A 25,145-nucleotide genomic window follows, 5' to 3' on the forward strand; every position below is an offset into this window, starting at 1 on the left:
GCGCTACAGGCGGTCGGTGGCGAGCAGCCCGTCCGCGGTGAAGGCGAGCAGCCACCCGCCGCCCTTGGGCGTCGTGAAGTCCCCGTCGGTCCGCCCGGACAGCCGCTCCAACGCGCCCGGCAGCACCTTGCCCTGGCTGCACACCGCCACCTGCCCGCCGGCGTGGGCCAACTCCAGCACCCGGGCGGCGGTGGCGAGGACCTGTTCGTCGCCCTGCTGGCCCGGCTGGGGCTCGTCCAGGTCGCCGCAGATCTCGATGGGCAGGTCGAGCAGCGCGGCAACCGGGTCGAGGGTCTGTACGCAGCGGCGCGGCGACGCGGACACCAGCCGGCCCGGCCGGACCACGGCGATCAGGTCGGCCAGGGCGGACGCCTGGGCCCAGCCCTCCGCGTCCAGGGGCCGGGCCGTGTCCGGGCCGGTCCAGGTGGCGCGCTTGCCGGCGTGCGCGTGGCGGACCAGCGCGACGGTAGCGGTCACCGGCGGCAGCGCCGCGAACGCGCTGAGCACCTCGGCGTCGTGCGGATAGCTGACCAGCCGGATCGCCTCGTCCACGGCCAGCCACCGGATGTCGTCCACCTCGGTGCCCGGCTGGAAACCGCCGTCGGCGACCGCCAGCATGGACCAGTAGTCGACAAGCTTGGCCTGACCCTCACTGCGGTAGCGCACCGACGGCAGCCGCACCTGCGGTACGCCCCGCACGTCGGCCTCCTCGGCCACCTCACGGACCGCCGCGACCATGGGGTGCTCGCCCAGCTCCAGTTTGCCCTTCGGCAGCGTCCAGTCGCCGTAGCGCGGGCGGTGCACCAGGCAGACCCGGACGCCGTCCTCGGACGGGCGCCAGGCCACCCCGCCGGCCGCGCGGATGCCCGTCACGGCAGCCAACGGGTCCGCCGCCGTCGGGTCGCCCGGTGCCACGCGGCGGGGAAGCGGGCCCGCATCTGGCGCACCGACTCCCGTTCCCGTTCGGCCAGCCGGCCGGCGGTGACCGCCACCTCGTGGTCGGCCGGCCGCTCGGCGGCGAGTTCCAGCCACGTGTCCGCGGCGACGGCGGCGTCCTGGTGTTCGCCGAGCACGTCCTGTACGCCGGCCAGCGCGCGGGACAGCCGTCGTGCGGCCCTGTCGACCGCCGGGGCGACCGCGTTGACCGCGTACCGGGCCTGCTTGCCCTGCTTGCGGACGGCGTGCCAGCGCTCGTCGGGCGACGACGGGTCGAGCCCGTCGACGCCGTCCGGGCCGGTCAGCCGCCGCCACGGCCGGGCCACCAGTTTGGGCAGCGCCCGCGCCGCCGGTGTGGCCGCCCGGCGGGTGAGCCGGGGCGCGCGTGCGGCGAGCACCAGCGCGTCGACCAGGGCCAGGTAACGCGGGGAGCGCAGCGCCTCGTCGATCGCGGCGTGCGCCACCCGCTGCCGCGCGACGAGCGCCTCATCGAGTCGGTCCACCGCACCGGAGTCCAGCGGGCTGAGCGGGTCGGCGCTCGCGGCGCGCCGCAACCGTTCGCGCAGCACCTCGGCGTCCCGGGCCGCGCCGAGCACCCCGGCGAGCCAGCGCAGCTCGTCGCGCAGCGGGCGGGACCAGCTCCTGCGGACCAGCGGTTGGAAGGTGCGCAGGTCGCTGCGCAGCCGCCGACAGGCCACCCGCATCTGGTGCACGGCGGTGTCGCCGCTGGCGGCGGGGGCGCGCAGCCGTACCAACGGATCGTGCGTCAGCAGGCGGCGTACCTCCTTGCGGACCGCCTCGGTGACCACGTCGCCGGCGCTCGGGTCGGTCGGCAGCCCGGCCGGCGCGACCAGGTCCGGGTCGGCCTGCGCCGCGGCGCCCAGGGCGCGTACGTGCTTCGGGGTGAACGAGCCGCCCCGTGCCCCGGCCCCGCGCAGCACCGAACCGGCCCGCTCCAGCAGCTCCCGGTCGCCGGCCTTGAGTTCCACCTCCAGCTCGCGGAACGCGCCGGTGGCGGTGCCGGAGGCGTCAAGCACGCGTACCCGGTCGTCCACCACCTCGACGAGCACCGTGCCGGCCTCGTCGCACACCTCGTGGGCGTGCCGGACGGTGCGGACGACAGTCACCGGGGCCAGCGACGCGCCCCGGTGCAGGACCGTGACCAGCTCCACCAGCTCCGGTGGCGGTTGCCCCTTCGGGCCGGGGCGGGATATCTCGTGCCGGACACCGGGAGTGCCGGTCGGCAGCTTCACCGTCCAGGGCAGCTCGTCGCCCTTGCGGTGCCGCAACGACGCACCGGCCCGGGCCAGCCGCAGGTCGACCGTGTCGAGGTAGCGGGCGACGAGCGTCACCGGCGGCAGCGCCCGGACCCGGCCACCCGCCGGAGCCACGGCGGACAGGTCCGGCAGCACGTACGCGTCGTCCACCTCGTACTTCTGCTCCTCCTCCACCATCAGCTCAGCCTATGCCGCGATCGGTCAGCCGGCCGTGCCACCGACGCGGCGCAGCAACAGTTCCTGCAGATGCGTCCCGGCCGCCTCGTCGCCGCCGGCCCGTCGGGTCCAGGTGCCGTCGCCGGCCAGCTCGAACGCGTCCACGTCCGGGCCCATCGCGGCGGTCAGCACATGGTCCAGCTCGGCCCGCGCGACCGGGTCGCTCACCTGTACCAGCGCCTCCACCCGGCGGTCCAGGTTGCGGTGCATGAGGTCCGCCGAGCCCATCCAGAACTCGGCCTCGCCGTTGTTGCCGAACCGGAAGACCCGGGAGTGCTCCAGGAACCGGCCCAGGATGGAGCGGACCCGGATGTTCTCCGACAGCCCCGGCACCCCCGGGCGCAGCGTGCACATGCCCCGGATCAGCAGGTCGACGTGCACGCCGGCCTGGGAGGCCCGGTACAGCGCGTCGGTGACTCCCTCGTCGACCAACGAATTGACCTTGAACTGGACCAGACCGGGCATGCCGAGGCGGACGTGCGAGATCTCCCGCTCGATGCGCTCGATCAGGCCACTGCGGATGCCCTGCGGCGCGACCAGCAGCCGCCGGTACGCGGTCTGCCGGCTGTAGCCGGTGAGCACGTTGAACAGGTCGGTGAGGTCGGCGCCGATCTCCGGGTCGGCGGTGAGCATGCCGAAGTCCTCGTACAGCCGGGCGGTCTTCGGATGGTAGTTGCCGGTGCCGATGTGGCAGTAGCGGCGGATCTGGTTGCCCTCCTGCCGGACCACGAGCGCGGTCTTGCAGTGCGTCTTGAGCCCCACCAGGCCGTACACCACGTGGCAGCCGGCGCGTTCCAGCGTGCGCGCCCAACCGATGTTGGCCACCTCGTCGAAGCGGGCCTTCACCTCCACCAGCACCACCACCTGCTTGCCGGCGGCGGCCGCGTCGACGAGCGCGTCGACGATCGGGGAGTCGCCGCTGGTGCGGTAGAGGGTCTGCTTGATGGCCAGCACGTTCGGGTCGGCGGCGGCCTGCTCGACGAAGCGCTGCACGCTCGTGGCGAACGAGTGGTACGGGTGGTGCACGAGGATGTCCCCGTCGCGCAGGGTGGCGAAGACGCTGCGCGGCACCTCGCCCTCGGCGAGCCGGGGATGGGTGGCCGGCACGAACGGCGGGTCCTTGAGATCGGGTCGGTCGGCCTCGCCGTACACCTGCCACAGCGCGGAGAGGTCCAGCAGGCCGGGCACCCGCAGCACGTCCTGGTCGTCCATGTCCAGCTCACGCACGAGCAGCTCCAGCATGTGGTCGGAGATCGACGCGGCGACCTCCAACCGGACCGGCGGGCCGAAGCGGCGCCGGGCCAGCTCCCGCTCCAGGGCCTGGAGCAGGTCCTCGTCGCGGTCCTCGTCGACCTCCACCTCGGCGTTACGGGTGACCCGGAACAGGTGGCACTCGACGACCTGCATGCCGCTGAACAGCTGACCCAGGTGCACCGAGATCAGGTCCTCCACCGGAAGCATCCGTACGCCCGGCTGGTCCCGGTCCACCCGGACGAAACGGGGCACGTTGTTCGGCACCTTCACCCGGGCGAACAGCTCCGAGCCGCCGTCCGGGTCGCGGACCGCCACCGCCAGGTTCAGCGACCGCCCGGAGATGTACGGGAACGGGTGGGCCGGGTCGACCGCGAGCGGGGTCAGCACCGGGAAGATGTGCTCCCGGAAGTACGTACGCAGCCGCTCCCGCTCCGGGTCGCCCAGCTCGGCCCAGCGCAGGATGCGGATGCCCTCCCCGGCCAGCTTGGGCAGCACGTCGTCGACGAAACAGGCGGCGTGCCGGGCAACCAGCTCGGCGGTCCGCTCGGCGATCAGCTCCAACTGGGTGCGCAGGGGCAGCCGGTCCCCGCCACGGACCGGCAGGCCGGCGGAGAGCCGCCGCTTCAGCCCGGCGACCCGCACCATGTAGAACTCGTCGAGGTTGCTGGCGAAGATGGCGAGGAACTTGGCCCGTTCCAGCAGGGGGGTGCGCTGGTCCTCGGCGAGCGTGAGCACGCGGGCGTTGAAGTCGAGCCAGGAGAGCTCCCGGTTGAGGAACCGGTCCTCCGGCAGCGGTGCGGCGGGCGGCGCCTCGTCCTCCTCGGCGGCACCGGCCGGCTGGACGACGCCGCCGGCCGCCGGGCCGTCCGTCTCGGTGGGCCCGACGGCGGGGTCGAGGACCTCGTCCAGCCCGGAGGAGGCCGATCCGGGGTCGTCGCCGAGGGTGTCGGCCCGGGCGGCGCCGGCGCGTTCGGCGCGGGACGGACGGAAACGACCGTCGGCGCCACGGGTGGGGGCGCCGTTGAGGGAGTCGGTGGCTGAAGGGATGGCCGGGTGCTCGCGAGGGGTGCTCACCCGCTCATAATCACCCGATTCGGGTTAACGCAAAATGAACTTGGGCCCGCCGGTTCAGATCATCGTCGGCAATGTCACCCGGACGACCTCGCCGTCGGGATCGGTGTCGATGCGCACCCGCTGGCCGAGCCGCAGCAACCGCAGGCCGGAGGCGTCGAAGGCCCGTGCCGGGAAGCGCAGCTCGGTGCCGTCGTCGAGCAGCAGGACGCCGCTGCGCGTCGCCCCGTCGTAGCTGGCCACCGTGCCCTGCATGCTGGCACCGTACACCGGTGGGTCAGCTCGCGGAGGCGGCCGGGCAGCCGGCGTCGAGCAGCGCGGCCGTGCGTGGCCCGAGCCCGAGCCGCGCGGCGGCGGCCAGGTCCGCCGCGGTGTCCACGTCGCGGCGCAGACTGGGCCAGTCCCCGGTCAGCGGCAGGGCGCCGCTCGCCGCGTGCGCCGCCGCCGAGCCCACCCCGAAGCGCGGGTCCAGCGCGACGCCGGGCGGCGCGGCCAGCAGCACGGTGCCGCCGCCCGGCGCGTCCGGCACGAACCGGCGTACCCCGTCCCGGTCCTGCGCCGCGAGCAGCGCGGCGGCCAGCTCGGCCGGGCGCAGCGCCGGCAGGTCGGCGGTGAGCCCCGCCACCCATCCGGCGGTCCCGGCCGCCGCGCCGTGCCGGAACGCGGCGTTCAGGCCGGCGTCCGGCTCGTCGGGCAGCACCCGCGCGCCCGCCGTGCGGGCCACCGCCGCCACCCGGGCGTCGTCGCAGACCACCCGGACCTCGGCCACCGCCGGGCAGGCCAGCACCGCGCGGAGCGTGTCGGCCGCCAGCGCCAGTGCCAGCTCCTCATGCGGTACGCCTGGCAGAGCGCCCCGCAGCCGGCTCTTGGCGGCGGTCAGACGCTTCACCGGCACCACCACGGCCCACCTCGGCTGACTCACGTCCGCAATCCTGCCAGCAGGACGGTGGGACCCTCGCTGGCCGTACCGGGGGCGAGCAGGCATGATTTCCGCTGCGGGTGTCGCGGGCGGGGTTCGCGGCGGGGCGGGCGCGACGAGGAGGCACAGTGGCACGGCGGAGGCTGGGGTTCTGGCAACGGTTCGCCGTGGTGCTGGTGAAGCCGGTGATGATCGTCTGGACCCGGCGTACCTGGCGTGGTCAGGAGCACCTCGGCCGTGACGGCGGCGTGATCATCGTGGCGAACCACATCTCGCACGCCGACCCGCTGGTCTCCGCGCACTTCATCTACGAGTCCGGGCGCTGGCCGCAGTACCTGGGCAAGGCGAGCGTGTTCCGGGTGCCGGTGGTCGGCTGGATCCTGCACCGCTGCCTGCAGATCCCGGTCGAGCGCGGCAGCGTGGACGCCGTCCGCTCGCTGGACAAGCTGGTCGCCGCGCTCGACCAGGGCGGCGCCGTGGTGATCTACCCGGAGGGCACCACGACCCGGCAGCCGGACCTGTGGCCGATGAAGGCCAAGACCGGCGCGGCCCGGCTGGCGTTGGCCACCGGCGCGCCCGTGGTGCCAGTGGTGATGTGGGGGCCGGAGCGGATCTTCGACCCGCGGACCAGCCGGTTCAACCCGCGACCCCGGATCCCGGTGACCGTGGTCGCCGGGGAACCGGTCGACCTGGGCCGGTGGGCGGACGCCGCGCCGACCCGGGCGACCCTGGAGGAGATGACGGACGCCATCATGCTGCGTTTGCGGGACATGCTCGCCGAGATCCGTGGCGGCACCCCGCCACCGCTGTGGGAACGGCCGGTCCGACCGTCCGCCCGTCACGAGCAGGGCGAAGCCGCGTGAGCGGCCACGTCGCGGTCCTGGGCGCCGGCTCCTGGGGCACCGCCTTCGCCAAGATCCTCGCCGACGCCGGGCGGGACGTGACCGTCTGGGCCCGCCGCGCACCGGTGGCCGAGAGCATCCGCGCCGAGCGCCGCAACCCTGAGTACCTGCCGGACCTGCTGCTGCCGGCCCGGGTCACCGGCACCGCCGACGCCGAGGAGGCGATCACCGGCGCCGAACTGGTGGTGCTGGCCGTACCGTCGCAGACCCTGCGCGGCAACCTCGCCGGGTGGGCCGGGCACCTGCATCCGGACTCGACCCTGGTGTCGCTGATGAAGGGCATCGAACTCGGCACCACCAAGCGGATGAGCGAGGTCATCGTGGAGACCGCCGGGGTGGCCGCGGACCGGGTGGTGGTCGTGTCCGGCCCGAACCTGGCCCCGGAGATCGCCGCCGAACAACCGGCCGCCACGGTCGTGGCCGGGACGAACAGCCACCGCACGGTGCTCGTGCAGTCGTCGATCCGGACGCCCTACCTGCGCCCCTACACCAACGACGACGTGATCGGCTGCGAGCTGGGCGGGGCCGTCAAGAACGTCATCGCCCTGTCGTACGGCGTCGCCACCGCGATGGGGTTCGGCGACAACACCCGGGCCATGCTGATGACCCGGGGGCTGGCCGAGACGGCCCGCCTGGGCGTGGCGCTGGGCGCCGACCCGATCACCTTCGCCGGCCTGGCCGGCATGGGTGACCTCGTCGCCTCCTGCTCGTCCCCGCTGGCCCGTAACCGCACCTTCGGCGAGCACCTGGGCCGGGGCGAGACCCTGGAGCAGGCCCAGGCCGCCACCCGGCAGACCGCCGAGGGTGTGAAGAGCTGCCTGGCGATCCGTGACCTGGCCCGCGCCCACGGTGTGGAGATGCCGATCACCGAGCAGGTCGAGCGGATCTGCCACGAGGGGATGGACCCTCGGCTGGCCGTGGACACGCTGATGAGCCGGACCGCCAAACCCGAGTCGTACGAATGAGGATCCGATGACTGATCTGGGAGACGGCACCCGCTGCGTACGGGCCGGCCTGCCCGAGCCGGCTCCGGGGGACCCGTTCCTGCCGGGGCCGGTCCTCGCCGCGCCGTACCACCTCGACCCGTGGCAGGGCCCCGCCGCCTCACCGAACGGCTACGGTCGCCCCGACAACCCCACCCGACGCCTCCTGGAGGCGGCCGTCGGCGAGCTGGAGGGCGGCGACTGCCGGGTCTTCTCCAGCGGTCAGGCGGCCATCACCGGCATGCTGCTCGCCCTGCTGCGCCCGGGTGACACCGTGCTGCTTCCCAGCGACGGCTACTTCCCGGTCCGGTCGTTCGCCACCGACGTGCTGGAGACGATCGGCGTACGGGTGGTCTTCGTGCCGACCGTCGGACCGTACCCGTCCCTCGACGGCGTCCGGCTGGTGCTGGTGGAGACCCCCGCCAATCCGGGTCTGGACGTGGTCGACGTGGCGGCCCTGGCCGAGCGGGCGCACGCCGCCGGCGCGCTGCTCGCGGTGGACAACACCACCGCCACCCCGCTCGGGCAGCGTCCCCTGGACCTCGGCGCCGACCTGGTGGTCGCATCCGGCACCAAGGCGCTCACCGGGCACTCCGACCTGCTGCTCGGCTACCTGGCGAGCCGGTCCACCGAGCTGGTCGAGGCGGTGACGCTCTGGCGTACCACCACGGGGTCGGTGCCGGGCGCGTTCGACGCCTGGCTGGCGCACCGGTCGCTGGCCACCCTCGACCTGCGGCTGGCCCGGCAGAGCGTGAACGCCGCCGCGCTCGCCGACCTGCTCGCCGGCCGCGCGGACGTGACGGGTCTGCGCTGGCCGGGCCGACCCGACGACCCCGCGTACGCGGTGGCCTCGACGCAGATGCGCCGGATGCCCGGCGTGCTCTCGTTCGACCTGGGCGACGCCGACCGGGTGAGCCGGTTCGTCGAGGCCGCCCGGCTGGTGGCCGCGGCCACCTCGTTCGGCGGCCTGCACACCACGGCGGACCGGCGGGCGCAGTGGGGCGACGACACCGCGCCCGGCTTCGTCCGGCTCTCCTGCGGCGTGGAGGACACCGCCGACCTGGTGGCCGACATCGCCGCCGCGCTGGACGCCGCCGGAGAGGTCTGAGTGGAGCCGTCTCCCGTCGACAGGTCCGCCCTCGTGGGCCGGCTGCGCGCCGCCGGCTGCGTGTACGCCGAGGACGAGGCGGACCTGCTGCTGGCCGCCGCCGACGATCCGGCGACGGTGGCCGAGCTGACCGAGCGTCGGGTGGCCGGCGAGCCGTTGGAGTACCTGCTCGGCTGGGCGGAGTTCTGCGGCCTGCGGATCGCCGTCGACCCGGGGGTGTTCGTGCCGCGCGGCCGGACCGCTCTGCTGGTCGAGGCGGCGGCGGCGCTGACCGGCGCGGCGCCGGCCGTGGTCGACCTGTGCTGCGGTTCCGGGGCCACCACTGTCGCGCTGGCGCACCGGCTCGCGCCGCGCTGGCTGGCCGCCGCCGACATCGACCCGGCGGCCGTGGCGTGCGCCCGTCGCAACCTCGTCGGGCTGGCGGCAGAGGTGTACGAGGGTGACCTGTTCGCGCCGCTGCCCCGACGGTGGCGCGGTCGGCTGGACCTGGTGGTCGCCAACGCCCCGTACGTGCCCACCGAGGCGGTGGCGCTGATGCCGCCGGAGGCGCGGCTGCACGAGGCACCGGTGGCGCTCGACGGCGGCCCGGACGGGCTCTCGGTGCTGCGCCGGGTGGGTGCCGAGGCGGTCGAGTGGCTGGCCCCCGGCGGGCACCTGGTGGTCGAGGCGGGCGTCACCCAGGTGGACGCGCTCTGCGAGGCGTTCGCCGCAGCCGGCCTGCAGCCGGGCGTCCGCCAGGACGAAGACCTGGACGCCACCGCCGTAACCGCCCGGCGCCCCTGATCCCCACCCGCGATCTTGCGGTTTCGGTCGTCGAAATGGGTGCGATACACCCTGTGTCGCGACGGTGGGTGCAAGATCGCGGGAGCGGTGGGCGTGGCGGGGGAGGAGGGTTGGCACTAGCCTCGGCTCACACCCATGACGGCGGGAGGCGGTTTTCGGTGGGCAGCGCAGGGGTGCCGGTGGTCGTCGGGTTGGACAACGGCGGCACCAGCAACAACGCCACAGTGCTGACGGTGGACGGCCGCTTCCTGGTGGACGGGCTGTTGGAGATCCCCAGCGAGGTACGGGACGGGCCGGAGGCGGCGATCGAGGCTCTCGCCCGGGCGCTGGACGGCGCGTTGGCGCAGACCGGGGTGCCGCGCGAGCTCGTCCGGGCGGTGGGGCTGGACACGCCCGGCCCCGCCAGCGCCGACGGCGTCATCTCGTCGCGCGGCTCGACCAACTTCTCCCAGCCGGCCTGGCGCGGTTTCGACGTGCGGGGCGCGCTGGAGCGACGGCTCGGCCTGCCGGTCGTCTACCACAACGACGGCAACGCGGCGGCTCTCTACGCCCACCACGTGTACTTCGGCGCCGAGGCGATGAACCGGTCGTCGGTCGCCGCGATCGTCGGCACCGGCCTCGGCGGCGGGGTGGTCGAGAGCGGCCGGGTGATCGCCGGCGCGGCCGGGATGGCCGGGGAGCTGGGGCACGTGCACATCCCGCTGAACGGCCTGCTCGGCCCGGGACAGCCCGAGCCCACCTGCGCCTGCGGCTTCACCGGCGACGTGGAGAGCGTCGCCTCGCTGACCGGCATCGAGCGCAACCTGCTGCCGTACTGGCTGACCCGGCACCCCGACCATCCGCTCGCCGCCGAGCCGGTGGCCCGGGCGGCGAAGCTGGTACGCGGGTACGGCGAACGGGGCGACGCCCTCGCGCGGGACCTGTTCGCTCAGCAGGCGATGGCGTTGGGCCGGCTGTTCACCGTGGCGGCCAACTTCACCGACCCGCACGCGTACTTCGTCGGCGGTGGCGTGGTGGAGGCGGCGCCGGAGTTCCGCGACTGGTTCCTGGCGACGGTCCGCGAGCACACGGTGCTCCGGGAGGAGCAGGCGGCCGTGGCGACCTTCGCCCTGGTGCCGGATCGGGACATGGCCGGTGCCCGGGGAGTGGCGATCGCCGCCCTGGAGGCGCTGCGCGACGTGCCGGAGTCCCGTCCGCTGGTGGCCTGAAGCAGGACCGCATCCCGGCGGGCCGCTGAGCGACCCGCCGGGACCTGGCCGGCCACGCCGGTGGGCGACCCGCCGGGACCTGGCCGGTCGCGTCGGCGGTCGGTCAGCTGCGGGGTGGGGCCTGGGTGAAGGCGGCCCACGCGGCCGGCGGGAACAGCAGGGCCGGACCGGCGGGGTCCTTGGAGTCGCGGACGGCCACCAGCCGCGGGATCGCGGCCACCTCCACGCAGGCGCCCTGATCGCCGCTGCGGCTGCTCTTGCGCCACGCCGCCACGGCCAACGCCGCTGTGATCGTCGGTGTCATCGGTCCTACCGTCCCTTCAGGACTGACAGGAGCATCGCCCGGCTGTCCGCCGGACTGAGCGCCACGCTGCGCAGATGCTCCATGATCTTGGTGCAGGTACGCGTCTCGCCGGCCCGGTCGAGGATCATCTGCCCGGCGACGGTCTCCACCGAGGCGATGATCGGATCCTCCGGGTCGACGAATTCCAGGATGTGCAGCGAGCCCCGGGTGCCGCGGTGGTAGCCGGCGGACAGCGGGATCACCTGGACGGTGATGTTCGGCAGCTCGGCCATCTTGACGAGGTGGCGTAGCTGACCGTCCATCACCGACTGGTCGCCGACCGGCCGGAGCAGCGCGCCCTCGTCGATGACCGCGTCGAGGATCGGCGGGTCGTCGCCGGTGAGCCGCTGTTGACGGTCGAGGCGGACCTTGACCCGTTGCTCGACGAGGTCGTCGCCGAGAGTGTGGGGGCCGCCGCGCATCACCCCTCGGATGTAGTCGGCGGTCTGGAGCAGGCCGGGCACCACCGAGGGCTCGAAGTTGGCGATGGCCGTCGCCTCGGCCTCCAGCGCGATGAAGTCGATGGTGCGGGGATCCAGCAGGTACGAGTAGGACACCCACCAGCCCGGTTTGCGGGCGTCCTTGGCGAGCTGCACCGCCGAGGCCACCTCCTCGGCGCCCACCCCGTACGAGGTCAGCAGGGCGCGCACGGTGGCCGGGGTGATGAGTGTCTGGGCGTTCTCGTAGCGGGAGAGGGTGCTGCGGGTGCTGTTGATCTCATCCGCGGCGGTCTCCAGCGTCAGTCCGGCGGCTTCCCGGTGGTGGCGCAGGGCGATGCCGAGTCGGCGGGCGCGAGCGGTCTTCGGGGCCATGCATCGATGGTCGCACACATTCGTGGGAACGTCTGCATGAGAGAACGTCGATGAGAGTTGCATTCACGGCTGTCCACGTGTCAATCTGTCATCGCGTCCTCACCGCCGGTTGTCGTGGCGACGGTGGTGGTGAGCGACCGGAGGGGATGGGGCGCGCGGCGATCGGGTTTCTCCCCCGTGCCCGATCGCCGCGTGCCGCAGCCATCCCACCCCGCCGGAAGGAGACGACGTGCGTGACGGTCCGCAGCGCCCCGCCGTGCAGCCTGGCGGTCGGCGATGACCCGCTTCCTGGTGGTGCTCACCGACGTACGTCCCGTCGAGGGCCTCGAACGCAACGAGCGGACCGCCCCCGAGCGGCGCCGGCAGGTGGTCGGCGCCAACAGTCGGGAGGCCGCCGACCGGATAGCCGGGGCCTTCATGGCGCTGGGCATGGTCCGGGCCGGCCGGCAGCGCGTCAAGGTGATCGCGGTCGGCCGCCGGCACGCCCGGGACTGAACGGCCCGCGCCGCCGATCGATGCGACCACCTTCATCCCGTCACGCACCGTATAACCTCTGTTGACCGATTGCCGCGCACCGCCGTGGCTCACCGGGTATCGCCTCGCCCTACCGCCACGCACAGTAAGGTCAACCGGGTGAGCGCCACCGGCGAGCACGACCAGCCGCAGTCGCGTACGAAGAGGTGACCGGAGTGACCACCCCAGGCAAGACCCGCGTGGCGATCGTCTTCGGCGGCCGCAGCCCGGAGCACGGCATCTCCTGCGTCAGCGCCGGCAGCGTGTTCGGCGCCCTCGACCCGGACGAGTTCGAGGTGGTGCCGGTGGGCATCACCCGGGCCGGCCAGTGGGTGCTGACCAGCGGCGATCCCGCCCAGCTCGCGATCAACGCCCGCCAACTGCCGGAGATCACCGCCGACTCCGGCGACGACATCGTGCTGCGCGCCGACCCCACCGGCAACGGCCTGATGGTGCTCGACCCGACCGAGGGCCCCCGGGTCCTCGCCGACGTCGACGTGGTCTTCCCGGTGCTGCACGGCGCGTACGGCGAGGACGGCACCATCCAGGGAATGCTGGAGATGGCCGGCATCCCCTACGTCGGCGCGAACGTGTTCGCCTCCGCCGCCGCCATGGACAAGGAGTTCACCAAGAAGCTCTGCGCCGCCGAGGGCATCCCGGTCGGCACGTACGCGGTGCTGCGCAACGGCATGACGCTCAGCGAGCAGGACAAGGACCGGCTCGGCCTGCCGGTGTTCGTGAAGCCGTCGCGGGCCGGCTCGTCGTTCGGCATCACCCGGGTCACCGACTGGGCGCGGCTCGACGCGGCGGTCGCCACCGCCCGGCAGTTCGACCCGAAGGTCATCATCGAGGCGGCGATCGTCGGCCGCGAGGTCGAGTGCGGTGTGCTGGAGGGCGAGGCCGGCGGCGTCCCCGAGGCGTCCGTCCTGGCCGAGGTGCGGGTCGTCGCCGACCACGACTTCTACGACTTCGAGGCGAAGTACCTCGACGACTCCTGCGAGTACGACATCCCGGCCGGCCTACCGGACAAGGTGACCCGCCAGGTGCAGGAGTACGCGGTGCGCGCGTTCACCGCACTGGACTGCGCCGGTCTGGCGCGGGCCGACTTCTTCGTCACCCCCGAGCTGGACGTCTACCTCAACGAGATCAACACGATGCCCGGGTTCACCCCGACGTCGATGTTCCCGCGGATGTGGGCGGCCTCCGGCCTGGAGTACCCGAAGCTGGTCAACCGCCTGATCCGTACCGCGCAGCGGCGCGGCGTCGGCCTGCACTGAGACCGCCCGCCCTCGCTGAGGCGGCGCGGGTCGGGTCAGCCCCGGCAGCCGGCGGGGGCGGCGCCACCCGAGGGCACCGTCGCCACGATGGTGTTGGAGATCGGTGCCGCCCACTGCAACGGCTGCTCGTACGAGCGGGGAATGCGCAGGGTGACAGGTGTCTCCCGGTCGACCGCGGTGAGCACCGTCGCGTCGGCCTCTTCGACCGGGTGCCAGCAGACCGAGTTCACCCGCCACACCTCGTCGGTGGCCGGAACGGTCGGCGCGGCGCCACCGCAGGCCACGGTCAGGGCCGGATCGCCGTACGCCGCGTTCTGCTCCGGGCCCGCGGTGACCGGACGCTGGGCCAGGTCGCGGATGGTCTGCGGCAGCTGGGAGACCAGCGCGCGGCAGACCGTGGCCGGGCGGTCGGCGAGCGCCGGGGCGGCCATCTCCACGGGTGCGGTGGACTGCACCCGCGCGGTGCTCGGCGAAGGGCTCGGCGCGGCGGCCGGAGTGTCCGGCGAGAGCTTCGAGAAGGCCAGCAGGGCGACCAGCAGGGTGACCGGCAGCGCGATCAACGTGGCCAGCAGCGCGGCCCCACGGATCGTCCGGTCCCGGCCGCTCGGCGCGTCGGCGCCCGGCTCGCCGGACTCGCGGATACCGTCAGCCGGCTCGGACGTCCCGCCGGTCGTGCCGCGCGTCTCGTCGTCGTCGAGAGCAGCGGAGGAGGTCGTCATCTCGTCCACTTACAACCGCACCACCGAACACGTGAGGGTGCGAGTGATGCCGGGCACCATCTGCACCTTGCTGACGATGAGTTTGCCGAGCTCGTCGACGGTGTTGGCCTCGGTGAGGACGACCACGTCGTACGGCCCGGTGACGGCGTCGACGCGTACCACGCCGGCAAGGTCCGCGATGAGACCGGCCACGTCACGTGCCCGGCCGACCTCGGTCTGGATGAGGATGTACGCCTGTACCACGACTCGACCTCCGTCCGTCGCCGCCGCGGGGCGGCCCGAAGGGTGAAACTACCTTACGGAGCAGGTCCGATCCCTATCGGTGGTCAAGGAGCAGCGGTGAGCGAGCGCGGCGGTGCCGGGCAGAACGGACGGAACGTCGGCGGTGGCGCCAGCGTGGCCGGTATCGGCGAGTTCGGGTTGATCGGGCGGATCACCGCCCGGCTGCCGGTCGGGCCCACGACCCTGCTCGGTCCGGGGGACGACGCGGCGGTGGTGGCCGCGCCGGACGCCCGGGTTGTGGCCTCCACGGATGTGCTGGTCGACGGGCGGCACTTCCGGCGTGACTGGTCGTCGGGGCGTGACGTCGGACACCGCGCGGCGGCGGCGAACCTGGCCGACATCGCGGCGATGGGCGCCACCCCGACCGCCCTGCTCGTCGCCCTCTGCATGCCGGCGGACCTGCCGACGGGCTGGGCCGAGGAGCTGGCCGACGGGCTCGCGGCGGAGGCGGGCACGGTCGGCGCGAGCGTCGTCGGCGGGGACATGTCGGCAAGCCCCACCCTGACCGTCGCGGTGACCGCGCTGGGCGACCTCGACGGCCGCCCGCCGGTGGTGCGCTCGGGCGCCCGCCCCGGGGATGTGCTCGCCCTGGCCGGGCGCACCGGGTACGCGGCCGCCGGGCTGACCGTGCTCACCCGCGGTTTCCGGACGCCCCGACTGCTGGTCGAGGCGTACCGGCGGCCACTGGTGCCGTACCAGGCCGGCCCGCAGGCAGCCCGCCTCGGCGCCACCTCGATGATCGACGTGTCGGACGGCCTGCTCGCCGACCTCGGTCACGTGTCGACGGCCAGCCGGGTGGCGATCGACGTCCGCCGGGACGCGTTCGAGGTGCCCCGGCAGATGGCCGACGCGGCGCAGGCCCTCGGCGTCGACCCGTACACCTGGATCCTGGCCGGTGGCGACGACCACGCCCTGGCCGCGACCTTCCCCCCGGCGGTGGCGTTGCCGCCGGAGTGGCGGGCGATCGGCGTGGTGACCGACGGTGCCGGCGTGACAGTCGACGGCGCGTCCTACGACGGTCCGACCGGCTGGGACCACTTCCGGTGAGGCCCGGTGGCCGCCGTACCCTGGACACCGTGAGTGAGATCGAGATCCGGCTGGTGCGGTTCGACGCACCGGTGGCGCAGCAGTTGATCCGTGACGCGCTGGCCGACCTCGGTGCCCGCTACGGCGGCACCGGCGACGACACCCCGGTGGCAGCCACCGAGTTCGAGCCGCCGGCCGGCGCGTTCCTCATCGCCTACCTGGCCGGCGAACCGGTCGGTTGCGGTGGCTGGCGCAGCCACGGCGCGGACACCGCCGAGCTGAAGCGGATGTACACCGCCCCGGCGGCCCGGGGGCGCGGCGTCGCCCGCGGCGTCCTCGCGGCGGTCGAACGGTCGGCGCGTGAGCAGGGCCGCAAGCGGATGGTCCTGGAGTGCGGCGACAAGCAGCCCGAGGCGATCGCCATGTACACGGCCGCCGGCTACGAGCGCATCCCGAACTTCGGCTTCTACAAGGACCACGAGGGCTGCGTCTCCTTCGGCCGCACCCTCTGACCTGCCCGGGGAACCGGACGGCCGGGCGCGGACCGGACGGCGAGGCGCCCCTCGGCGCGCACGACAAAAGCCGGCGGACCGCATCGGTCCGCCGGCTGAGCCGTAACGAAGGGGTCGGTGCCGCGCGTCAGGCGCGGGTGACCTTGCCGGCCTTGATGCACGAGGTGCAGACCTGCAACTTCTTGGTGTTGCCGCCACCGGCCGGGGTACGCACCGACTGGATGTTCGGGTTCCAGCGGCGGTTGGTCCGCCGGTGCGAGTGGGACACGTTGTGGCCGAAGCCCGGTCCCTTGCCACAGACGTCGCACACGCTAGCCACGGGATACTCCTGGGATTGATACGTTCATGGGGTCGCCGGCAGGTGCTGCCCGGGCAACCTGGTCAGGTTACCCGATGACCCGCCGACCGGGCCAACCGCCCCGGTCCAGCGGACACGCCGGACGAGTCCGACGGGTGTCAGTCCGCGCCAGTAGGCTTCTGCCGTGCTGGACACCCTCGACGCCGCAGCGGTCCGCCGCTGGTGTGTGGGTGGGTTGGCCGCGCTGAAACGCCACCAGAGCGAGATCGACCAGCTCAACGTCTATCCGGTGCCCGACGGCGACACCGGCACCAACCTGGTGCTCACCCTCACGTCGGCCCAGCAGGCCCTCGCGATGGACCTGGACACGCTGCCCGACAGCGGGCCGACCGCACACGGGCACGCGTCGCGGCTGATGGCCCAGGGCGCCCTGCTCGGCGCGCGGGGCAACTCCGGGGTGATCCTGTCGCAGATCCTGCGCGGCTTCGCCGACGCCGTCGCCGCCGTGCCGGTGGTGCGCGGCCGGGAGCTGGCCGTCGCGCTGCGGTCCGCGACCACCGCCGCGTACACCGCGGTCGGCCGGCCGGTGGAGGGCACCCTGCTCACCGTGGTCGCCGCCGCCGCCGAGGCCGCCGAACGCACGGACACCGACGACCTGTGCCGGGTGGCCCGCGCCGCCGCGCGGGCGGCGGCCGAGGCGCTGTCCCGGACGCCGCAGCAGTTGCCGGCCCTGGCCCGAGCGGGGGTGGTCGACGCGGGCGGCAAGGGACTGTGCGTGCTGCTCGACGCGCTGGTCGAGGTGCTCACGGGGGAGAGCGCCGCCCAGGTGGCGCCGGCCCCCCGCACCGCGCGGCCGGCGGCCACCGTCGCCCGCGAGACCGGTTCCGAGGAGTACGCCTACGAGGTCCAGTTCCTGCTCGACGCCACGGCCGAGGCGGTCGACCAGATGCGCCGGACGCTCGACGCGTTGGGCGACTCCCTGGTCGTCGTCGGCGACGGGCGTGAGCCGCAGGGCACCTGGAACGTGCACGTGCACGTCAACGACGTGGGCGCGGCGGTCGAGGCGGGTGTCGTCGCCGGCCGTCCGTACCGGATCTCGGTGACCCGCTTCGCCGACCAGCCGGAGCCGTCGCCCGGCCCGGCGGCGCACGGCCGGGCGGCCGTGGTGGTCGCCACCGGCTCCGGGATCGCCGAACTGTTCGCCGCCGAGGGCGCCACGGTGGTACCGGGCAACCCGTCGATCGGGGAGCTGCTGGACGCGGTGCGCAACACCAACGTCGCCAGGGTGGTGGTGCTGCCCAACGACCCCGACACGGAGGCCGTGGCGAGTGCGGCGGCCCGCGAGGCACACCGGTACGGCATCAAGGTGAGCGTGGTGCCGACCCGCTCACCCGTGCAGGCCCTGGCCGCCCTCGCGGTCCGCGACGGCGCCCGCCGCTTCGAGGACGACGTGATCGCCATGGCCGAGGCCGCCGGCGCCTGCCGTTACGCGGAGGTCTGCCACGCCAGCCGGGAGGCGTTGACAGTCGCCGGCCCGTGCCACCCCGGCGACGTGCTGGCACTGGTCGAGGGGGAGGTGCACCTCATCGGCGCCGACCTCGCCGACATCTGCGCCGCCGTCGTCGACCGGATGCTCGGCGGCGGCGGGGAACTGGTCACCCTGCTGACCGGGGCGGACGCCCCGGCCGGGCTCACCGACGCCGTCCGCGCGCACGTCGCGCGGCGCTGGCCGTTCGTCGAGGTGCACGCGTACCCGGGCGGCCAACCGTTCTATCCACTGCTGGTGGGGGTCGAATGAGCGAGCCGTCCACCATGGACACGCCGCTGAAGAAGCTCGTCGGGGAGAAGACGGCCAAGGCCCTGGCCTCCCACCTCGACCTGCACACCGCCGGTGACCTGATCTACCACTTCCCGCGCCGGTACGACGAGCGCGGCGAACACACCGACATCCGCTCCCTGGACGTGGGGGAGCAGGTCACCGTGCTGGCCCAGGTGCAGCGCACCGCCGTACGACCGATGCGTCAGCGCCGGGGCAACCTGCTGGAGGTGACCGTCGGCGACGGCTCGGGCGGTCTGCTCACGCTGACGTTCTTCGGCAACCAGGCCTGGCGCGAACGCGAGCTGCGTCCGGGCCGGTGGGGGCTGTTCGCCGGCAAGGTCACCGAGTTCCGGGGCAAACGCCAGCTCAACGGCCCGGAGTACGTCCTGCTCGGCGAGGGCGGCGACGGCGAGGCAGCCGTCAACGACGAGATCGAGGAGTTCGCGGGCGCGCTGATCCCCGTGTATCCGGCCGCCGCGGCCGTGCCGACCTGGGTCATCGCCCGCTGCGTACGGGTCGTCCTGGACACGTTCACCCCGCCGGAGGATCCGCTGCCGGCCGGCGTACGGGCCAGCCGCAACCTCGTCGACCTGGGCGCCGCCCTGCGCGAGATCCACCGACCGTCGACCAAGGAGGCGCTCCACCGGGCGCGGCGGCGGCTCAAGTGGGACGAGGCGTTCGCCGTCCAGGTGACCCTGGTGCAGCGCAAGCACCGGGCCGCCGACTGGCCGGCCCGGCCCCGCCCGCCGCGTACGGGTGGGCTGCTGGACGCCTTCGACGCCCGGCTGCCGTACGAGCTGACCGCCGGGCAGCGCGACGTGGGCGAGGAGATCGCCGCGGACCTGGCCACCCCGCACCCGATGCACCGCCTGTTGCAGGGTGAGGTGGGCTCGGGCAAGACGGTGGTGGCGCTGCGGGCGATGCTCCAGGTGGTGGACGCGGGCGGGCAGGCGGCACTGCTGGCGCCCACCGAGGTGCTTGCCGCGCAGCACCACCGGGGCATGCTCGACCTGCTCGGGCCGCTCGGGCGTGCCGGTGAGCTGGATTCCGCCGAGCACGCCACCCGGGTCGAGCTGGTCACCGGCTCGCTCGGCGCGGCGGCCCGCCGTCGGGCGCTGGGCGAGGTGGCCAGCGGGGCCGCCGGCATCGTGCTCGGCACCCACGCCCTGCTGTACGAGGGCGTCGACTTCGCCGACCTCGGCCTCGTGGTGGTCGACGAGCAGCACCGCTTCGGTGTGGAGCAACGCGACGCGCTGCGGGCCAAGGCCGACCAGCCACCGCACACGCTGGTGATGACGGCCACCCCGATCCCGCGCACGGTGGCGATGACCGTCTACGGAGACCTGGAGGTCTCCACCCTCTCCCAACTGCCCCGGGGCCGATCGCCGATCGCCTCGCACGTGGTGCCGGCCGCCGAGAAGCCCGCCTTCCTCGACCGGGCGTGGCGGCGGCTGCGCGAGGAGGTGGCCGCCGGCCACCAGGCGTACGTGGTGTGCCCCCGGATCGGCGAGGGGCCGGTCAGCGACGAGGAGCCACCGCCGGTCGACGACAACGGCCGGCGGCCTCCGCTGGCGGTGACCGAGGTGGCCCCGCTGCTGGCCGAGGGGCCGCTGCACCGGCTGCGGATCGGGGTCCTGCACGGCCGGCTGCCCGCCGACGAGAAGGACGCGGTGATGCGGTCCTTCGCGGCCGGTGACCTGGACGTGCTGGTGGCGACCACCGTGATCGAGGTCGGCGTGGACGTGCCCAACGCCACCGTGATGATCGTGCTGGACGCGGACCGGTTCGGTGTCTCCCAACTGCACCAGCTGCGCGGCCGGGTCGGCCGGGGGTCCGCCGCGGGGCTGTGCCTGCTGGTCAGCGAGGCCGCCGAGGGATCGTCGGCGCGGGAACGGCTGGACGCGGTGGCGTCCACGAGCGACGGTTTCAAGCTTGCCGAACTGGATCTGGAGCAGCGCCGCGAGGGTGACGTCCTGGGCGCCACCCAGTCCGGGCACCGCTCGCACCTGCGCCTGCTGTCCCTGCGTCGCGACGCCGACCTGATCCGCGACGCCCGCGCCGAGGCGATCACCCTGATCGAGGACGACCCGGAGCTGACCCGCAACCCGGCCCTCGCCGCGTCGGTCGCGGCCCTGGTCGACGAGGACCGCGCGGAGTACCTGGAGAAGGGCTGACGCGGTCGCCCTTCACCTGACGCCGGGCGTCGGGGCCGGTCGTCGGGCGCCTGGCACCGATCCACTCGGCCCGCCAGAGGCAGAGGCATCCGTGCGGACACCTGGGCCACGACGACCGAGGGCGCGCCGACCGGGTGGTCGACGCGCCCTCGGGCTTCAGCGCAGGTCAGGTCAGGCGGTGAAGGTCACCCGACGCCGACGGGCGATGACGAAGAGCACCGCGCCGGCGATCAGCAGTGCGATCGCGCCGGCGGCGATGCCGCCCGCCGCCGCACCGGTGACCGGAAGACCCGGCTCCTCGCCGCCAGCGCCGCCACCGCCGCAGTTGCCCTCCGGCGTGTAGATGGCTTCCATCTCAAGGTCCATGTCGGGCAGGGCGACGACAGCCGTCTTGTCCTTGCCGGCCTTGAAGGTCACGGTCTCCGACGCGCCGGGCGCGACCGTACGGGTCTCGGTCTTGTCGCCGTAGGTGAACGTCGCCTTGACCGGGAGACCACCCTCGGGGTTGGTCACGGTGAGGGCGAACTCCTTGCAGTCGGCCTTGGTGGTGACGGCCGGCAGCGGGCAGTCCTCGGGGCGCTCCCACGAGTAGGTGCCGTGCTCGATGACCTTGCCGTCGACCAGAACCTCGATCTTGCCGGCGTCGGCGGCGGGCACCACGATGCTCGTGTCGGCCTTGCCGGCCGGGACGGAGACCTTCTTGGTGAAGCCGTTCTCGCCCTTGACCTCGAACTCGACCGCGTACTTGCTGATCTTGCCGTCGTTGCTCAGCGAGACGGCGACCGAACCGTCGCAGTTGGACGCGAAGGTGGAGGCCGGGGTGGTGCAGCTCTTGCTGCCGCCGTTGTACCAGCCCTGCGGGCCCTTGGACCGGTTGCCCGGGGCGCCCGGCGAGCCGAGCTTCTTGTTGTCGTAGCGCTTGCCGCCGTCGACCAGCTCGTCGATGACCTGGTCCTCACCGCCCCAGATCAGGTCGACCTGGGTGTGGCAGTCCGGGATCTCCACGTTGAGCTTGATCTCGGTCTGGGTGCCGCCGATGAAGTCGCTGTCCGGCGTCCCGTACACGTACTGCGGGGTGGCGAACTGCGGCCGCGGCGCGAAGTACGACACCAGCGTGAACCACTGCTTGCCCTCGCCGCAGAGCGGCAGGTCACCGTCGAGCTTGACGGTGGCGGTGCCCTTCGGACCGTCGAAGGTGTGGCTGTACTTGGCCTTGTCGACCTCGACGCACTTCGGGGCTGGCGCGCACGACTTGTCGGAGGCGAGGTTGATGTCGCCGTCGGCGGTGTGGTGCGCCGTGACCTTCCCCTCCTTGATCCACTCGGCGTACACCTGGAGGTGGGCCTTGGTGGTGTTGCCGGGCACGCGCTGGACGGCCAGCTTGGAGGAGCCCCTGGGGATGATCAGCCCCTGCAGCGGCTTCGCCTCCTTCGCCCCCGCGACCAGCGAGTTCACCGGGGTGCCCGGGTCAGCGGTCACCCTCTGGATCGTCGCGTCCTTCTTGGCTTCGCTGTTCTCCACCTTCCACGTGATCACGCGCTCGCCGGTGAGCCGGTCGCAGTCCGCCTTGGCGGTGATCGTGGTGTGGTGGGCGCTGGCTGGGGTGGCCACCGCGACGACCCCGGTGAGGCCGATGAGGGCGGCTCCCAGGATGGCCAGCGGTCGCCGGAGCGACAGCTTGGGACGGATCACGGGTACTCCTGGAGTGCTGAAGCGTCAGGGGGGTGGCACGGGAGTGACAGTGGACGGTCGCTGCACGTCCGATCGGAGAGGCGCACTCCCGAGCCGTGGGCCGGTGGGTTGCCGCCGACACCCGGCAGACCCTAGCGAGATAGCCGCGCGTGATACAGCGCTCAGGATTTGCTAAGACTGATGTTATGAACTTGAGATCATTGATATACGAGAAGTGATCACGTCCTCCCCGTGGCGGTACCGACCGTGTCGGTCGGCGGGTCCGGCGGGTCGCGTAGCGTCGTGGTCATGAGCAGGAGGAGACGGTGACCCGGATCGTCGCCGGGACGCTCGGCGGCCGGCGGATCGCCGCGCCACCCGGCGCCGGCACCCGACCCACCTCCGACCGGGTCCGGGAGGCGCTCTTCAGCGCCGTCGAGTCCGAGGTCGACCTCGACGGCGCGCGTTTCGCCGACCTGTACGCCGGCTCCGGCGCGGTCGGTCTGGAGGCACTGTCCCGGGGCGCCGGGCACGTGTTGCTCGTCGAGTCCGACCCGCGCGCGGCCCGGGTGATCCGGGAGAACGTGACGACGCTGCGGGCCGGCGCGGCCGTACGGCTGGTCACCGGCAAGGTGGCGACGGTGCTGGCCGCCGGCCCCGACGGCGGCGGCTACGACGTGGTCTTCGCCGACCCGCCCTACGCGGTGCCGGACGCGGAGATCACCGCGCTGCTGACCACCCTGGTCGAGGGCGGCTGGTTGGTGCCCGATGCGCTTGTGGTGGTGGAGCGGTCCCGGCGGACCAGGGAGTTCGACTGGGTGGAGGGGATCACCCCGCAGCGCAGTCGCCGTTACGGCGAGACCACCCTTTGGTACGGTCGCCGATCATGAGACGTGCGGTGTGTCCCGGCTCGTTCGACCCGGTCACCAACGGACACCTCGACATCATCGGCCGCGCGAGCCGGCTGTTCGATGAGGTGATCGTCGGCGTGCTGGTGAACCAGTCGAAGAGCGGCCTGTTCACCGTCGAGGAGCGGATCGACATGCTCCGGGAGGTGACCGCCTCGTACGGCAACGTACGGGTCGAGTCGTTCCGTGGGCTGCTTGTCGACTTCTGTCGGGCGCAGCAGGCGAGCGTGTTGATCAAGGGTCTGCGGGCGGTCAGCGACTTCGACTACGAGTTGCAGATGGCCCAGATGAACATCGGTCTGGCCGGCGTCGAGACGTTGTTCATGCCGACCAACCCGCTCTACTCGTTCCTCTCCTCCAGCCTCGTCAAGGACGTGGCCAAGTGGGGTGGCGACATCTCCGCCCACGTCCCCGACCTGGTCCGTGAGGCCCTCCAGGCCCGGCTGACCCCCCGCCCCTGACCCCGCTCCCACCCCTTCACTCCCGCGATCTTGCAGGTTCTGTCGCTGGAATGGCGTCAGTTGCGGCATTTGTCGAGGCGGAAAGTGCAAGATCGACGGGGTTTGGGAGTTGACCTTCATCGCGGAGCGCGATGACGGCGCGACGCGCCGGGTTGGGGTGGATGGGGCAGGTGTGGGGCGGGCACGACATGATTGGTCAAGCGGGGGACCGGCCGTAGCCCGCATCATGGAGGTCGGCCGACGAACGACAGGAGTGAGGTACCGGTGGACCCGCTCGATCGCATCGACGAACTGATCGCCATGGTGGAGCAGGCCCGCTCCGTCCCGATGTCGCGCAACAACTGCATGGTCGACCGGGGCGAGATGATCGCGGCCCTGGACGAGATGCGCGCCGAACTCCCCGCCGACCTGCGCCGGGCCGCCGCGCTGCTCGAGGAGCGCGACAAGATCATGGACGCCGGCAAGCGCGAGGCGGACCGGATCATCAGCGAGGGTGAGGCGGAACACGCCCGCCTCGTGTCGGTGAACGAAATCACCGTGTCGGCCGAGCACGAGGGCGCGCGGATCATCGCCGAGGCCCGCGCCGAGGCGCAGCGCCTGCGGGAGGAGGTCGACGACTACGTCGACACGGCGCTCGCCAACTTCGAGCAGTTCCTCACCCGGGCCCTGGCCTCGATAGAGCGTGGCCGCGACAAGATGCACGCGCTGCGGGAGATCGGCACCTTCGGTGGGGATGAGGCCGAACGCCCGCTACCCTTCTGAGCGGCACCTCACCAGCCGACATTCGCGGGCGGGCGTCGCCCCCGGTTCGACGGTCCGGCGGTCGCCCAGGTAACCTCTTTTGTCGGCCTCTCACCGGCCGGAGTCTGACTATGCCCAAGCATTCGCCATCGACACTCGACCCCAGGTCGCCGCTGGTCCTCGACACGAGGGACCTGCCGCGCCGCCCTGGTGCGTTGCGTGAGGTCCAGCGGGTGGTGCCGGCACCGACGGACCTCGGTGTGGAGTTGATCGGCGTGCCGGAGGGCGCGGACCTCGACCTCGATCTGAGGTTGCAGTCGGTGTCCGAGGGCGTGCTCGTCACCGGGACCATCACCGGTCCCATCCGGGGCGAGTGCGGGCGCTGCCTGCGCGAGATCAACGAATCGATGGCCGTGACGATCCAGGAGCTGTACGCGTACGAGAACAGCACCACGGACGCCACGACCGACGAGGACGAGGTGGGCCGGATGCAGGGCGATCTGATCGACCTGGAGCCGGCGCTGCGGGACGCGTTGGTGCTCACGCTGCCGACCAACCCGCTCTGCCGGGAGGACTGCCCAGGACTGTGCCCCGAATGCGGGACGCACTGGGACGATCTGCCGGCCGACCACAGTCACCAGCAGATCGACCCGCGTTGGGCGGGCCTGTCGCAACTGACCCGTACAGAGGAGTAAGAACCGTGGCCGTCCCCAAGCGCAAGATGTCGCGCAGCAACACCCGGTCCCGCCGGGCGAACTGGAAGGCGACCGTGGTCGCGACCGTCGCGTGCCCGCAGTGCAAGTCCCCGAAGCTGCCGCACGCCGCCTGCTCCGTCTGCGGCACCTACAACGGCCGCCAGGTCATCGAGGTCTGACCTGGACGCCGAGTGACGCCCCCGACCCCAGGTCGGGCGGCGCGCGCACCCTGGCATT

The 25,145-nt window shown here is 73.1% G+C and carries 27 protein-coding genes; 16 read left to right on the forward strand and 11 right to left on the reverse strand.

Annotated elements, in window-relative coordinates; translation table 11 throughout:
* Positions 1-3: 3 nt before the first annotated feature.
* From ABZS77_RS07345 to cofC, 5 genes are read right to left on the reverse strand one after another with little or no spacing between them, the layout of a single operon-like run.
* Positions 4-882, reverse strand: coding sequence for an NUDIX hydrolase (locus tag ABZS77_RS07345; RefSeq protein ID WP_354818656.1), 879 nt, complete (start codon positions 880-882; stop codon positions 4-6).
* Positions 870-2,390, reverse strand: coding sequence for a CYTH and CHAD domain-containing protein (locus tag ABZS77_RS07350; protein WP_354818659.1), 1,521 nt, complete (start codon positions 2,388-2,390; stop codon positions 870-872). The genes ABZS77_RS07345 and ABZS77_RS07350 overlap by 13 nt, the downstream gene beginning before the upstream one ends.
* 24 nt (positions 2,391-2,414) lie before the next feature.
* Entirely contained in the window at positions 2,415-4,757 is a 2,343-nt protein-coding gene (locus tag ABZS77_RS07355) for an RNA degradosome polyphosphate kinase (protein WP_354818662.1), read from the reverse strand.
* Between the two features lie 54 nt (positions 4,758-4,811).
* A complete protein-coding gene (locus ABZS77_RS07360; RefSeq protein ID WP_354818665.1) occupies positions 4,812-5,009 on the reverse strand; it encodes a cold-shock protein in 198 nt (65 codons plus the stop codon).
* 22 nt (positions 5,010-5,031) lie between these two features.
* Entirely contained in the window at positions 5,032-5,676 is a 645-nt protein-coding gene (gene cofC / locus ABZS77_RS07365; protein WP_354818668.1) for a 2-phospho-L-lactate guanylyltransferase, read from the reverse strand.
* Positions 5,677-5,801: 125 nt separating this feature from the next.
* On the opposite strand from cofC, the gene ABZS77_RS07370 reads away from it, so the two are divergent.
* From ABZS77_RS07370 to ABZS77_RS07390, 5 genes are all read left to right on the forward strand, one after another.
* The gene (locus ABZS77_RS07370; protein WP_354818671.1) at positions 5,802-6,536 is read left to right on the forward strand and encodes a lysophospholipid acyltransferase family protein; all 735 of its coding nucleotides are present in this window, start codon (positions 5,802-5,804) and stop codon (positions 6,534-6,536) included.
* Positions 6,533-7,540 (forward strand): NAD(P)H-dependent glycerol-3-phosphate dehydrogenase, encoded by a 1,008-nt coding sequence (locus ABZS77_RS07375; protein ID WP_354818674.1) that lies wholly within the window; start codon positions 6,533-6,535, stop codon positions 7,538-7,540. Before ABZS77_RS07370 ends, ABZS77_RS07375 begins: the two co-directional genes overlap by 4 nt.
* Positions 7,541-7,547: 7 nt before the next feature.
* On the forward strand, positions 7,548-8,666 hold the full coding sequence (locus ABZS77_RS07380; RefSeq protein ID WP_354818677.1) for a cystathionine gamma-lyase: 1,119 nt from the start codon (positions 7,548-7,550) through the stop codon (positions 8,664-8,666).
* Positions 8,667-9,449, forward strand: coding sequence for a putative protein N(5)-glutamine methyltransferase (locus ABZS77_RS07385; RefSeq protein WP_354818680.1), 783 nt, complete (start codon positions 8,667-8,669; stop codon positions 9,447-9,449). It begins immediately after the preceding gene.
* Between the two features lie 158 nt (positions 9,450-9,607).
* A complete protein-coding gene (locus ABZS77_RS07390; RefSeq protein ID WP_354818683.1) occupies positions 9,608-10,657 on the forward strand; it encodes an ROK family protein in 1,050 nt (349 codons plus the stop codon).
* 103 nt (positions 10,658-10,760) lie between these two features.
* Here ABZS77_RS07390 and ABZS77_RS07395 read toward each other — a convergent pair whose 3' ends face one another.
* Both ABZS77_RS07395 and ABZS77_RS07400 read right to left on the reverse strand, forming a co-directional pair.
* Positions 10,761-10,961, reverse strand: coding sequence for a DUF397 domain-containing protein (locus tag ABZS77_RS07395; RefSeq protein WP_354818686.1), 201 nt, complete (start codon positions 10,959-10,961; stop codon positions 10,761-10,763).
* Between the two features lie 5 nt (positions 10,962-10,966).
* The gene (locus tag ABZS77_RS07400; RefSeq protein ID WP_354818689.1) at positions 10,967-11,812 is read right to left on the reverse strand and encodes a helix-turn-helix transcriptional regulator; all 846 of its coding nucleotides are present in this window, start codon (positions 11,810-11,812) and stop codon (positions 10,967-10,969) included.
* A gap of 276 nt (positions 11,813-12,088) precedes the next feature.
* On the opposite strand from ABZS77_RS07400, the gene ABZS77_RS07405 reads away from it, so the two are divergent.
* Together ABZS77_RS07405 and ABZS77_RS07410 are read left to right on the forward strand one after the other, a co-directional pair.
* A complete protein-coding gene (locus tag ABZS77_RS07405; RefSeq protein ID WP_139585588.1) occupies positions 12,089-12,307 on the forward strand; it encodes a hypothetical protein in 219 nt (72 codons plus the stop codon).
* Positions 12,308-12,501: 194 nt separating this feature from the next.
* A complete protein-coding gene (locus ABZS77_RS07410) occupies positions 12,502-13,602 on the forward strand; it encodes a D-alanine--D-alanine ligase family protein (RefSeq protein WP_354818692.1) in 1,101 nt (366 codons plus the stop codon).
* Positions 13,603-13,637: 35 nt separating this feature from the next.
* Here the strand turns inward: ABZS77_RS07410 and ABZS77_RS07415 are convergent, their stop codons facing one another.
* Positions 13,638-14,330, reverse strand: coding sequence for a DUF3515 family protein (locus tag ABZS77_RS07415; RefSeq protein WP_354818695.1), 693 nt, complete (start codon positions 14,328-14,330; stop codon positions 13,638-13,640).
* Positions 14,331-14,564 carry an Lrp/AsnC ligand binding domain-containing protein gene (locus ABZS77_RS07420; RefSeq protein ID WP_013284547.1) on the reverse strand — a complete coding sequence of 78 codons (234 nt, stop codon included), beginning with the start codon at positions 14,562-14,564 and terminating at the stop codon, positions 14,331-14,333.
* A 96-nt stretch (positions 14,565-14,660) separates the two neighbouring features.
* Between ABZS77_RS07420 and ABZS77_RS07425 the strand changes: the two genes are divergently transcribed.
* Both ABZS77_RS07425 and ABZS77_RS07430 read left to right on the forward strand, forming a co-directional pair.
* Positions 14,661-15,650, forward strand: coding sequence for a thiamine-phosphate kinase (locus ABZS77_RS07425; protein WP_354818698.1), 990 nt, complete (start codon positions 14,661-14,663; stop codon positions 15,648-15,650).
* Positions 15,651-15,679: 29 nt separating this feature from the next.
* Positions 15,680-16,141 (forward strand): GNAT family N-acetyltransferase, encoded by a 462-nt coding sequence (locus ABZS77_RS07430; RefSeq protein ID WP_354818701.1) that lies wholly within the window; start codon positions 15,680-15,682, stop codon positions 16,139-16,141.
* A gap of 127 nt (positions 16,142-16,268) precedes the next feature.
* Here the strand turns inward: ABZS77_RS07430 and rpmB are convergent, their stop codons facing one another.
* Positions 16,269-16,460, reverse strand: a complete 192-nt coding sequence (rpmB, locus tag ABZS77_RS07435; protein WP_007456456.1) for a 50S ribosomal protein L28 — start codon at positions 16,458-16,460, stop codon at positions 16,269-16,271.
* Between the two features lie 163 nt (positions 16,461-16,623).
* On the opposite strand from rpmB, the gene ABZS77_RS07440 reads away from it, so the two are divergent.
* The gene (locus ABZS77_RS07440; protein ID WP_354818704.1) at positions 16,624-18,237 is read left to right on the forward strand and encodes a DAK2 domain-containing protein; all 1,614 of its coding nucleotides are present in this window, start codon (positions 16,624-16,626) and stop codon (positions 18,235-18,237) included.
* Positions 18,234-20,432: an ATP-dependent DNA helicase RecG gene (recG, locus tag ABZS77_RS07445; protein WP_354818707.1), complete on the forward strand. Its 2,199-nt coding sequence runs from the start codon at positions 18,234-18,236 to the stop codon at positions 20,430-20,432. The genes ABZS77_RS07440 and recG overlap by 4 nt, the downstream gene beginning before the upstream one ends.
* 171 nt (positions 20,433-20,603) lie before the next feature.
* Here the strand turns inward: recG and ABZS77_RS07450 are convergent, their stop codons facing one another.
* Positions 20,604-22,124, reverse strand: a complete 1,521-nt coding sequence (locus ABZS77_RS07450; RefSeq protein ID WP_354818710.1) for a cell wall anchor protein — start codon at positions 22,122-22,124, stop codon at positions 20,604-20,606.
* A gap of 305 nt (positions 22,125-22,429) precedes the next feature.
* Here ABZS77_RS07450 and rsmD point away from each other — a divergent pair, with 305 nt between their 5' ends.
* The 5 genes from rsmD (at position 22,430) to rpmF (ending at position 25,087) form a co-directional block, all read left to right on the forward strand.
* Entirely contained in the window at positions 22,430-22,993 is a 564-nt protein-coding gene (gene rsmD, locus ABZS77_RS07455) for a 16S rRNA (guanine(966)-N(2))-methyltransferase RsmD (RefSeq protein WP_354818713.1), read from the forward strand.
* Entirely contained in the window at positions 22,990-23,472 is a 483-nt protein-coding gene (gene coaD / locus ABZS77_RS07460; RefSeq protein WP_354818716.1) for a pantetheine-phosphate adenylyltransferase, read from the forward strand. The genes rsmD and coaD overlap by 4 nt, the downstream gene beginning before the upstream one ends.
* A 264-nt stretch (positions 23,473-23,736) precedes the next feature.
* Positions 23,737-24,234, forward strand: coding sequence for a hypothetical protein (locus tag ABZS77_RS07465; RefSeq protein WP_354818719.1), 498 nt, complete (start codon positions 23,737-23,739; stop codon positions 24,232-24,234).
* A 110-nt stretch (positions 24,235-24,344) separates the two neighbouring features.
* The gene (locus ABZS77_RS07470) at positions 24,345-24,908 is read left to right on the forward strand and encodes a YceD family protein (protein ID WP_354818721.1); all 564 of its coding nucleotides are present in this window, start codon (positions 24,345-24,347) and stop codon (positions 24,906-24,908) included.
* Between the two features lie 5 nt (positions 24,909-24,913).
* The gene (gene rpmF / locus ABZS77_RS07475; RefSeq protein ID WP_074317731.1) at positions 24,914-25,087 is read left to right on the forward strand and encodes a 50S ribosomal protein L32; all 174 of its coding nucleotides are present in this window, start codon (positions 24,914-24,916) and stop codon (positions 25,085-25,087) included.
* Positions 25,088-25,145 lie beyond the last annotated feature (58 nt).

This window comes from Micromonospora sp. NPDC005298 (assembly GCF_040607375.1).
Classification (GTDB): domain Bacteria; phylum Actinomycetota; class Actinomycetes; order Mycobacteriales; family Micromonosporaceae; genus Micromonospora.

Coding starts and splice junctions, on each gene's coding strand:
- ABZS77_RS07395 (WP_354818686.1), bottom strand. CDS start 10,961: ATGACACCGACGATCACAGCGGCGTTGGCCGTGGCGGCGTGGCGCAAG.
- ABZS77_RS07380 (WP_354818677.1), top strand. CDS start 7,548: ATGACTGATCTGGGAGACGGCACCCGCTGCGTACGGGCCGGCCTGCCC.
- ABZS77_RS07400 (WP_354818689.1), bottom strand. CDS start 11,812: ATGGCCCCGAAGACCGCTCGCGCCCGCCGACTCGGCATCGCCCTGCGC.
- coaD (WP_354818716.1), top strand. CDS start 22,990: ATGAGACGTGCGGTGTGTCCCGGCTCGTTCGACCCGGTCACCAACGGA.
- recG (WP_354818707.1), top strand. CDS start 18,234: ATGAGCGAGCCGTCCACCATGGACACGCCGCTGAAGAAGCTCGTCGGG.
- ABZS77_RS07360 (WP_354818665.1), bottom strand. CDS start 5,009: ATGCAGGGCACGGTGGCCAGCTACGACGGGGCGACGCGCAGCGGCGTC.
- ABZS77_RS07470 (WP_354818721.1), top strand. CDS start 24,345: ATGCCCAAGCATTCGCCATCGACACTCGACCCCAGGTCGCCGCTGGTC.
- ABZS77_RS07405 (WP_139585588.1), top strand. CDS start 12,089: ATGACCCGCTTCCTGGTGGTGCTCACCGACGTACGTCCCGTCGAGGGC.
- ABZS77_RS07350 (WP_354818659.1), bottom strand. CDS start 2,390: ATGGTGGAGGAGGAGCAGAAGTACGAGGTGGACGACGCGTACGTGCTG.